A 9,981-nucleotide genomic window follows, 5' to 3' on the forward strand; every position below is an offset into this window, starting at 1 on the left:
CAGGGATGACGTTTTTTGCGTGTCTGCGGTCAGTGTACCCCGCCATCAGGCGGCAATAGCAACCAAGTAGAAGCAACCGCATTTGACAGGGGCCTGCCGGCTCCGAGCGTGGCTCACGCCACTGGCCTACATATGTGCCTCCGTTTTTAGGCCAGCGCGGTCCGAAGTTTTGGGCCTTGCTCACGTATGCGTGGCCAAGGGCCACAGCCTACAAGGGTTGGGGCCCGCCTTGTCCGAGCCCGCCCAAACCCGCATAATATCGCGCCTGAACGCACTTCCGGCCACCAACTGAAGTCACCGCATGACGGATTACTTTCTGCTGCTCCTGAGCACCGTGCTCGTCAACAACTTCGTGCTGGTCCAGTTCCTCGGGCTGTGCCCCTTCATGGGCGTGTCCAACAAACTGGAAACCGCGCTGGGCATGTCATTCGCCACCACCTTCGTGCTGACCCTGGCCTCCGTGTTCAGCTATCTGGTGTACAACTTCATCCTGCTGCCGCTCGACGTGGTATTCCTGCAGACCATAAGCTTCATCCTCGTCATCGCCGCCGTCGTCCAGTTCACCGAAATGGTGGTACGCAAGACCAGCCCGCTGCTCTACCGGGTACTGGGTATCTTCCTGCCCCTGATCACCACCAACTGCGCCGTGCTCGGGGTCGCCCTGCTCAACATCCAGCAGGACAACAACTTTATCGAATCACTGCTGTACGGCTTTGGCGCCGCCGTGGGCTTCTCACTGGTGCTGGTGCTGTTCGCCGCCATGCGTGAGCGGCTGAATGTGGCTGATGTGCCCGCCCCCTTCAAAGGCTCTGCCATCGGCATGGTCACCGCCGGACTGATGTCGCTCGGCTTCATGGGCTTCACCGGACTGGTGGCCTTATGATCATCGTCTGGTCCATCCTCGCCCTGCTGGTCCTGGCGGTCCTGTTTGGCGGCCTGCTCGGCTATGCCTCGGTCAGGTTTCGTCCCGAAGGCAACCCTATTGTCGATCAGATCGACCAGATACTGCCGCAGACCCAGTGCGGCCAGTGCGGCCATCCGGGCTGTCGGCCCTATGCCGAAGCTATTGCCAACGGCGAAGCCATCAACAAATGCCCGCCGGGCGGTGAAAGCACCATTCAGGAGCTGGCCGACCTGCTGGACATGGAACCGGTGCCGCTGGATGCCGAACACGGCGAAGAAAAGCCCCGGCAGGTCGCCATCATTCGGGAAGACGAATGCATCGGCTGCACCAAGTGCATACAGGCCTGCCCGGTGGACGCCATCCTCGGCGCCGCCAAACAGATGCATACCGTGATCGAGAGCGAATGCACCGGTTGCGATCTCTGTGTCGACCCCTGCCCGGTCGACTGCATCGACATGGTCCCGGTGGCAACACACCTGCAAACCTGGCACTGGCAGCCCCCGAAACCGGACTATCAGATCATTGCCACGGACCGTGACCGCTCCGACCAGGAGGCCGCATGAACCTGATGCGCCTGCTACGCGGCCAGGCGGCAGAACCCGGCTGGTTCGATTTCCCCGGCGGTATTCACCCGCCCGACAACAAAGCGCAGAGCTTGCAGACCCCCATTGCCGAGTTTCCCCTGCAGGCTCAGTATGTGGTGCCGGTCAACCAGCATATTGGTGCGCTGGCAGTGCCCTGCGTGACGGTCGGAGACCAGGTACTGACCGGGCAGATCATCGCCGAAGCGGCCGGTTTCATCAGTGCGCCAGCGCATGCCCCGACGAGCGGCACGGTCACCGCCATCGAGGACCGGCCGGTGCCGCACCCCTCCGGCCTGACGGTCACCTGCATCGTTATTCAGGCGGACGGCCAGGACACCTGGCGACCCCGAGCTCCCTGGCCGGACTGGCCTGCCCGCTCTCATGCCGACCTGCTGCAGCGGCTGCAGGAAGCCGGTGTTACCGGGCTGGGCGGCGCCAGCTTCCCCACCGCCGTCAAGCTGGCGGCCGACCGCGCCCATATCGACACCCTGGTCGTGAACGGCGCCGAGTGCGAACCCTACATTACCGCCGATCAGGCACTGATACGCGAGCGCGCACCGACCCTGTATCGCGGCATTGAAGTGGTGCACAAGCTTTATGATTTCCAGCGCATTCTGATCGGCATCGAAGACAACAAGCCCGACGCCATTGCCGCCCTGCACGCAGGCCTGCAGGCGCTCCCGGAAACACTGCGTCAGCGCTGCGAGATCCGCGTAGTCCCGACACGCTATCCGTCCGGCGGAGAACGCCAGCTCATCTGGCTGCTGACCGGACGCGAAGTGCCCTCGGGTGGCCTGCCCATGGATCTGGGCATGCTCTGCCACAATGTCGGCACCCTGGCCGCCGTAGCCGATGCCGTCATTGAAGACCGACCGCTGATCAGCCGGATAACCACGCTGACCGGCGATCACCTGCGCCGACAGGGCAATATCGAGGTGCGCCTGGGCACGTCGATAGATGCGCTGCTGGCCTGGGCAGGCCTCGACACTGCACCCGAGCGTCTGATCATGGGTGGCCCCATGATGGGTTTTGCCCTGAATGAACCCGGTCTGCCTCTAGTCAAGGCCACCAATTGCCTGCTGGTACCGACAGAACAGGAGTTGCCAACGCCGCCACCGGCCAAACCCTGCATTCGCTGCGGCCACTGTGAGCAGGTCTGCCCTGCCAGCCTGCTGCCCCAGCAACTGATGTGGTTTGCCCAGTCCAGAGAGTGGGACAAGGCAGAGCAGCATCGTTTGTTCGACTGTATAGAGTGCGGCGCCTGCGCCTATGTCTGCCCCAGCCATATCCCGCTGGTCCAGTATTACCGGGCCGCCAAGGGCACCATTCATCGCGAAAAGGCCGAACATCAGCAGGCGGAACGGGCCCGTATCCGTTTCGAAGCCCGGCAGGCCCGCCTGGAACAGGAGGCGGCCGAGAAAGAAGCCCGGCGCCAGCAGCGCGCCCAAGCAGCCAAGGCGCGCCAGAGCGAATCAGCGACCGCCGTCGACAAGGCCTCGGACCCGGTTTCCGAGGCTGTAGAGCGCGCCAAGGCCAAGCGTACCGGCGAACAGGGCACACCGAATACAGCGCCGACAGCCAACCTGTCGGCCGAGCAATTGCAGGCCCGGCTTGATCAGCAGCGTGATCGACTGGCCAAGGCAGAGGCCAAGCTGGCCGATGCCGCACCCGAGCATCGCAAGGCCATGCAGATGACCGTCAGCAAGCTGCAGCAGCAGATCCAGAAGACCGAAGCGCAACTGCAGAAGGCGGAGTCCTGATCGTGCTGGTGGCGTCCTCTCCCCATACCATCGGCCCGGTTTCTGTTCAGCAGGTGATGTTCCGGGTCTGGCTGGCCACCCTGCCCGGCTTTGCAGCTCTGATCTGGTTCTTTGGCTGGGGCTATCTGATCAACGCCTTGCTGGCGGTCAGCACCGCATTGGTCGCCGAGGCCATAATTCTGCGCCTGCGCCGCCGCCCCATCCTGTTTTTTCTGACCGATGGCAGTGCCGTCCTGACCGCCTGGCTGCTGGCGCTGGCGCTGCCCCCACTGGCACCCTGGTGGATACCGGTTATCGGCGCGCTGGCCGCGATCGTCTTTGCCAAACACCTGTATGGTGGTCTGGGCAACAACCCGTTCAATCCGGCCATGGTCGGCTATGCCGTGCTGCTGGTGTCATTTCCTGTAGAGATGACCACACGCTGGGGCATGCCGGCAGCTCTGGCGTCAGAAGCCCACAGCCTGGCAGAGGCAGCACAGGTGATCTTTGCTGGCCTGCGTGTCGAGCAGACCCTGGTGGACGGCATGACCATGGCCACCCCGCTGGATGTCTACAAGACGGAGACGGCCCTGACTTCGGCCGCCGTCGTGCGTGAGGACCCGCTGTTCAGTGCTGGTTGGCGGCTCTATGGCTGGGAGTGGGTCAGTCTGCTGTATCTGCTCGGCGGTGTGGTGCTGATCTGGCAACGGGTTATTTCCTGGCACACACCGGTTGCCGTGCTGGCCAGCCTGGCGCTGCTGGCGTTGGTGTTCTCGTGGGCGGGCGACCAGTACATGCCGATCGACCTGCACCTTCTGGGCGGAGCCACCATGCTGGGCGCCTTCTTTATCGCCACGGATCCGGTCTCCTCGGCCACCAGCAACCGGGGCAAACTGATCTACGGTGCTGGCATCGGGGTTCTGATTTATGTCATTCGTACCTGGGGCAACTACCCGGACGCGGTGGCCTTTGCCGTGTTGCTGATGAACTTTGCAGCCCCCCTGATTGACCACTATACCCGCCCACGTGCCTATGGGGAGCAACGCACATGATGCGCCATCCCATAGTCCGTCATGCCATTGGTCTCGGCCTGTTTGCGGTCTTCACCGCCGGCCTGATTGCCGTGGTGCATACGCAGACGCTGGAGCGCGCTCAGGCCAATGCCGATGCCTATGCAGCGCGCACACTGTATGAACTGGTGCCGGAGACCTGGTTCGACCAGCCGATCGAAGACCAGCCCTTGTCGCTGCAGGATGCCGAGCAGTTGATCGATGTGGAGCGACTGGCCCTGCGCAGCAACCGCCCGGCTTTCAGAGCGCTGCGCGATGAGCAGGTCACGGCGGTGGTGCTGCCGGTGACCTCGCGGCAGGGCTATACCGGCGACATCGACCTGCTGGTTGCCGTGAGCCGGGGTGGAGAAGTGCTGGGCGTGCGCGTGGTGGCCCATCAGGAGACACCCGGCCTGGGTGATGCCATCGAGGCTGATCGCAGTGACTGGGTGTTGCAGTTTGACGGCACCTCACTGTCTATGCCCCCGCCGGAACAATGGGCCGTGCGCAAGGATGGCGGCGAATTCGACCAGCTCACCGGCGCAACGATAACCCCAAGGGCAGTGGTAACAGCGGTGCGCAACGGGTTAGACTTTTTTGCCGATAATCGGGAATGGTTATTGGCACTGTAGGCCTATTTGGAGACACCAGCAATGACCGACAGCTTCAGCACAATTACCCGCAACGGACTGTGGAACAACAACCCGGCGCTGGTTCAGTTGCTCGGGCTGTGCCCGCTGCTGGCGGTGTCCGGCACCGTGGTCAATGCACTAGGGCTGGGCCTGGCGACGCTGGCCGTTCTGATGGGCTCCAACCTGGCCGTCTCCCTGATCCGGCACTATGTATCCGATGCGGTCCGCCTGCCGGCTTTTGTCATGATCATCGCCTCGCTGGTCACCTGCGCGGAAATGCTGATGCGTGCCTTCACCTATGAGCTCTACCAAATACTCGGTATCTTCATTCCGCTGATTGTCACCAACTGCGCCATCCTTGGTCGGGCCGATGGTTTTGCGCGCAAGAACCGCCCGCCGGCGGCCTTGCTCGACGGGCTGATGATGGGTCTCGGGTTCGCTGCCGTGCTGGTGTTGCTGGGTGCCGTGCGGGAGTTGATTGGTCAGGGCACCCTGTTCGCCAACATGCACCTGCTTTTCGGGGAGGCTGCCCACGGATGGGTCTGGCGGCCGTTGGACGACTACCCCAACTTCCTGTTTGCCGTCCTGCCCCCCGGTGCCTTTGTCATCACAGGTCTGCTCATTGCACTGAAGAATGCCATCGATCAGGGCATGGCGGCACGTCGTGCGTCGGAGCCACTGGTCCGAGGCAGCAAACGAGTGCGTGTCACCGGCAAAATCAACTGAACGGAAAAGTACAAGGTTCATGAACAAAGCGAAGCGCACGGAAATATTCAGTCGACTGCGGGCGGAAAACCCGGAGCCGAAGACCGAGCTGGAATATACCAGCACCTTCGAACTGTTGATTGCGGTGATTCTGTCTGCCCAGGCCACTGACGTGGGTGTCAACAAGGCCACTCGCCGGCTTTATCCTGTGGCCAACACCCCCCGGGCCATTCTGGACCTTGGCCTGGACGGATTGAAGGAACACATCAAGACCATAGGCCTCTACAACAGCAAGGCAGAAAACGTCATCAAGACCTGCCAAGCCCTGGTCGAGCAGCATGGCGGCGAGGTTCCGGACAACAGAGAAGCTCTGGAAGCGCTCCCGGGTGTGGGCCGGAAAACCGCCAATGTCGTGCTGAACACCGCATTTAGGCAACCCGCCATGGCTGTGGACACGCATATATTCCGGGTTTCCAATCGCACCGGCATTGCACCGGGCAAAAACGTACGCCAGGTCGAAGACCGGCTTTTGCGCCTGGTACCGAAAGAGTTTCTGCTGGATGCCCACCACTGGCTAATTCTGCACGGGCGCTATACCTGTGTGGCACGCAAACCACGCTGTGGCAGCTGCCTCATCGAGGATCTCTGTGAGTACAAGGACAAGGCACTCGACTGACCCCGCCGCACGCTGCGGCGTCTTGCTGCTGCTACCCGCATCAGCACCCCAGCCCTTCGGGCTGGGCCCGGACAGCGAGCGGCTGCCAATGCCGCGCTGTCTGCGTCTGCAGGAAGGCATCGGCGCACTTTGGCAGCATGAGGCCGAGCGACTTGCGGTAGAGGCTGATAGCTTGGTTACGCTGCATATTGCACCACAGCCGCCGGCCTGGTACCTGAGCCGTCCCACGAGCCTGAACAGGCAACTCAATCGCTGGAAAAACCGGACGACATTGCTGCGTACCCTATGCTGTGCCGACCTGGCAGAGGCGCTGCTGCTGGGCACTCTGCTGCAAAGTGAACGATCCGTGCACTGCCACCCGGATGCGCTGGTGCAGAGACTTGCCACTACGCCAAGACGGCACGCACAATGGCAACGCTCAATACCCGGGGTATGGACGTTCAAGTCTGATCAAGGGCGTCAGTGGGCGAGCAGAAGTCGTTTGCAGCAGCAGCTACTGCAACACACTGGAGAGGCAGGGCTGGCGCTGCGCCATGACGGCGGCTTCTGGACCACCCGAGAGCCCGCGTCACAACCTGACCCCGGAATTCGGGGCACCGCCTGCGCGCTTCAGATTGAGGACTGATTCTCCAGGCGAGCCCAGTTGTGCTCACCCAAAGCGGTAAGCTGCCAGATGCCGTCCACCTGAGTCACCCACCCCAGCCTGCGATAGTGCTGCTTGATCTGGTCGAAGACCACACCATCGACACGCAGGGCTACAAAACCATGGGCTTTCGGATGCGACTTGCGAAGATCCGGCTGCACACGGGCCAGCAGTCTTTCCTCGACTTCAGCTTTCCATTCGGCTTCCCGTTTCGGTACGGTCAGCAAGGGTGCTACCAGTTCGAACAGGCCGTCCCAGCCAATCTTGAGCGCATGCTCATGAGTCGTCATGTTGCCGTCACGGAACACCTTGACCCGGTAGTCGACAGCAGGAGGCCGGTTGCCGTGCCCCTTGGGCTGATCGCCCCTGCGCACCTGATCCAGGTATTCCCGCAACTCACCGATCTGTTGCTGCAGAACCTTGACCTCGGTGTGGGTACTGCCCTCCCCGACCCGCTGCCAGCCTCTGAGTCGACCGCCTTCTACCAGTTCTTCGACCGCTTTTTCCAGCAGGTCCCTGATGTCGGTCGGGTGCACTGCATCAATGACGCGAGCCTGCTTGCGCAGGTCGTGCAGCATGTTCATATAGCGCAGGTGGTCCACCTTGCTCGGTGACTCGCTCAGGGCTTCACAGACCAGCACCAAAACCGGCTTCTCCGTGGCCATGGCATGGGCAGCGGCCCGATGCAGATAACCGACACCCGTCTCGGAGACGGGTCCGTAGTCACTGCCCAGAATCAGTACGCAGAAATCGGCATCATCCAGCGCAATCTGTTGCAGCTTCCACAGATAGCCGTCAGTCAACGGGGGAAAGCTGAAGCCCGTCGGCACGATATGCAGTCCGGCAAGAGTCTCGGCCACATCCCGCCTTACCTGTTCACCGGCAGACTGATTGGAGCTGATACAGGCCAGATATCGTTCGTTATTCACGGTCATCCCTGATAGTACTACTGAAAATTTCAGTCTGCGTCCATAGGGTTGGCAGACCATTCTTCATGAAAACCGGGCCAGTCACTGCCCTGTATCACGTTCAGACAATTCACCAGAATCATGCCTGTCATGCCCCAGATCGTCCACTGTTCGTAGTCGAAAAAGGGCACGCGCCACTGCCGGCCCTGGCGCTCGAACATCTCGTAGCGCGGCGGATTGTGCAGCAATTCGGCCAGTGGTACCCAGAACACCTCGGCAACCTCATCAGGACTGGCGACCAGATGCGGCAAGTGATCAAGATGGCTGACAAAAGCGGACACCTGAATACCGGACTTCGCATACAGGCTGTCCAACTGCCCTACATAATTCGGAGTCTCGGTCAGTCCGGTTTCTTCCCGGGTTTCCCGCAACGCGGTGCAATACAGGTCATCATCGTAGGGCTCAACATTTCCGCCGGGAAACGATACTTCACCGGGATGCGACACCAAGTGTCGCGAGCGCTGGGTCAGCAGCATCTGCAGCCCATCCGTTGAATCGGCGAGCAGTACCATGACCGCTGCCTGACGAGCGGAATCGGGCACCAGACGAGGCTGATAATTGTGCAGCCGACCAAGCCAGTCTGTTGATACCGTCGCGGTCATTCAGGTGTCCTTGTTAACTGTCCTCAGGAAGTATACACATCAGCGACGCACTGCGCCCTCAGTTTACCCGCCCTTGCGCTCCTGATCCGGTTGGACCGGCTGCCGGTTTGGCTTACACTCTGGCGGACAACCGTCAGTTCCGGATCTTTCCTGATGAAGTATTGCAGTGTCTGTGCCACACCCGTCGAATTTTCCGTTCCGGCGGACGACAATATGCCGCGCTACCATTGTCCGGCCTGTGGCACCATTCACTATCAGAACCCGCGCGTTATCGTGGGCACCCTGCCGGTGCTGGACGGGCAACTGTTGCTGTGCAAACGCAATATCGAGCCCCGTTTCGGCCTCTGGACCCTGCCCGGTGGCTTTATGGAAAACGGCGAAACGCTGCAGGAGGGCGCGGCGCGTGAAACCTGGGAAGAAGCGCGCAATGCGCCGGATCTACAGCAAATGCTGTCGGTGATCAGCCTGCCCCAGTTTGACCAGGTGCATGTCTATTATCTGGCCGCCATGACCTCACCGGAATTCTCCGAAACGGCAGAGAGCTCCGAAGTACGCCTGTTCAGGCCCACCGATATTCCCTGGGACCAGATTGCTTTTCGCACCGTGCTGGCCACACTGCAGCATTATGTCGATCATCTCTCGCCAGAGGGTACTGCTCCCGCCAGTTTACCCTTGCTTGAAACCACCATTATGCCCATGCCTCGGAACTGACCAATTGCACAATCTCGAATGCCGGTTCTTCATAGGGGTGTGACGCCCGCAGCGCCTTCAGCACTGTGCTCATATGCGCCTCGTCCACCAGCGTCTCTACCCGGTATTCGGCGACCTGCTCCAGCTCACCCGGCTTGCCGAGATAAGGGTTGGCCGCTGCACCTGGCCTGAACTGTCCGGTGCCGTGGCACTGCCAGGCACACCACTCGTAATCCCCCTGACGCCCTGCGCCCGCCTCGAAAACAGCCGCCTTGGTCTGCTCGACATGGCTGTCCGGCACGAACCAGATCAATTTGTATTGTGCTGCCATGGGACCCCCTCATTGCTGTAAAAACACCTTCATTATCAGCCATTTATCATTGACTTTCACCCGGGGCAAGGTACACTGCCGCCGTTATGGAGGGATGGCTGAGCGGTTGAAAGCACCGGTCTTGAAAACCGGCGTAGGTTAATAGCCTACCCAGGGTTCGAATCCCTGTCCCTCCGCCAAATTCTGTTCTACAAAAAAGCCCGCAGCAATGCGGGCTTTTTTGTTTGTGCCTGTAGGCGCCGGCCTTGGCCGCGCTTATCTACAACGGAGGCACACAACCTGTAGGCTGCGACGTGGGTCGCGCACCGGGCCGACGAGCCCCTCAAATGCGGCTACGCCGCCGAGCACGACTCACGTCGTTGGCCTACAAGGGTGCGTGCCGAAGCGGGTTAGCAGCCAAGCGAACCCTTGTGGTGCCGCCGACGCGAGCGCCAGTCCCGGGAGGATCAGCGGGACAG

The 9,981-nt window shown here is 61.2% G+C and carries 12 protein-coding genes and 1 tRNA gene; 10 read left to right on the forward strand and 3 right to left on the reverse strand.

Annotation, left to right across the window (positions count from 1 at the left end; genetic code table 11):
* Window positions 1-301: 301 nt before the first annotated feature.
* The 8 genes from rsxA to LAT62_RS14655 are packed head-to-tail and all read left to right on the forward strand — an operon-like array spanning window position 302 to window position 6,914.
* Entirely contained in the window at window positions 302-883 is a 582-nt protein-coding gene (gene rsxA / locus LAT62_RS14620; protein WP_293385558.1) for an electron transport complex subunit RsxA, read from the forward strand.
* Window positions 880-1,467: an electron transport complex subunit RsxB gene (rsxB, locus tag LAT62_RS14625; protein WP_293385561.1), complete on the forward strand. Its 588-nt coding sequence runs from the start codon at window positions 880-882 to the stop codon at window positions 1,465-1,467. Before rsxA ends, rsxB begins: the two co-directional genes overlap by 4 nt.
* Complete coding sequence (gene rsxC, locus LAT62_RS14630) at window positions 1,464-3,248, forward strand: electron transport complex subunit RsxC (protein WP_293385564.1); 1,785 nt, start codon at window positions 1,464-1,466, stop codon at window positions 3,246-3,248. Before rsxB ends, rsxC begins: the two co-directional genes overlap by 4 nt.
* A gap of 2 nt (window positions 3,249-3,250) precedes the next feature.
* Complete coding sequence (gene rsxD, locus LAT62_RS14635) at window positions 3,251-4,279, forward strand: electron transport complex subunit RsxD (RefSeq protein WP_293385566.1); 1,029 nt, start codon at window positions 3,251-3,253, stop codon at window positions 4,277-4,279.
* On the forward strand, window positions 4,276-4,908 hold the full coding sequence (rsxG, locus tag LAT62_RS14640) for an electron transport complex subunit RsxG (protein WP_293385569.1): 633 nt from the start codon (window positions 4,276-4,278) through the stop codon (window positions 4,906-4,908). The genes rsxD and rsxG overlap by 4 nt, the downstream gene beginning before the upstream one ends.
* A gap of 21 nt (window positions 4,909-4,929) precedes the next feature.
* Window positions 4,930-5,634, forward strand: a complete 705-nt coding sequence (locus LAT62_RS14645; protein ID WP_293385572.1) for an electron transport complex subunit E — start codon at window positions 4,930-4,932, stop codon at window positions 5,632-5,634.
* 19 nt (window positions 5,635-5,653) lie between these two features.
* Entirely contained in the window at window positions 5,654-6,289 is a 636-nt protein-coding gene (nth, locus tag LAT62_RS14650; RefSeq protein WP_293385575.1) for an endonuclease III, read from the forward strand.
* 22 nt (window positions 6,290-6,311) lie between these two features.
* Complete coding sequence (locus LAT62_RS14655) at window positions 6,312-6,914, forward strand: hypothetical protein (RefSeq protein WP_293385578.1); 603 nt, start codon at window positions 6,312-6,314, stop codon at window positions 6,912-6,914.
* On the opposite strand, the gene LAT62_RS14660 is transcribed toward LAT62_RS14655, so the two are convergent.
* Together LAT62_RS14660 and LAT62_RS14665 are read right to left on the reverse strand one after the other, a co-directional pair.
* Window positions 6,899-7,861: a DUF4062 domain-containing protein gene (locus tag LAT62_RS14660; protein ID WP_293385581.1), complete on the reverse strand. Its 963-nt coding sequence runs from the start codon at window positions 7,859-7,861 to the stop codon at window positions 6,899-6,901. The genes LAT62_RS14655 and LAT62_RS14660 overlap by 16 nt on opposite strands.
* A 29-nt stretch (window positions 7,862-7,890) precedes the next feature.
* Complete coding sequence (locus LAT62_RS14665; RefSeq protein WP_293385584.1) at window positions 7,891-8,502, reverse strand: CoA pyrophosphatase; 612 nt, start codon at window positions 8,500-8,502, stop codon at window positions 7,891-7,893.
* Window positions 8,503-8,655: 153 nt separating this feature from the next.
* Here LAT62_RS14665 and LAT62_RS14670 point away from each other — a divergent pair, with 153 nt between their 5' ends.
* A complete protein-coding gene (locus tag LAT62_RS14670; protein ID WP_293385587.1) occupies window positions 8,656-9,213 on the forward strand; it encodes an NUDIX hydrolase in 558 nt (185 codons plus the stop codon).
* Here LAT62_RS14670 and LAT62_RS14675 read toward each other — a convergent pair.
* On the reverse strand, window positions 9,191-9,523 hold the full coding sequence (locus tag LAT62_RS14675) for an NGG1p interacting factor NIF3 (RefSeq protein WP_293385590.1): 333 nt from the start codon (window positions 9,521-9,523) through the stop codon (window positions 9,191-9,193). The genes LAT62_RS14670 and LAT62_RS14675 overlap by 23 nt on opposite strands.
* An 88-nt stretch (window positions 9,524-9,611) precedes the next feature.
* On the opposite strand from LAT62_RS14675, the gene LAT62_RS14680 reads away from it, so the two are divergent.
* A tRNA-Ser gene (locus tag LAT62_RS14680) sits at window positions 9,612-9,702 on the forward strand.
* Window positions 9,703-9,981: the final 279 nt, after the last annotated feature.

It is taken from the genome of Natronospirillum sp. (genome assembly GCF_022565775.1).
Lineage (GTDB): Bacteria > Pseudomonadota > Gammaproteobacteria > Pseudomonadales > Natronospirillaceae > Natronospirillum.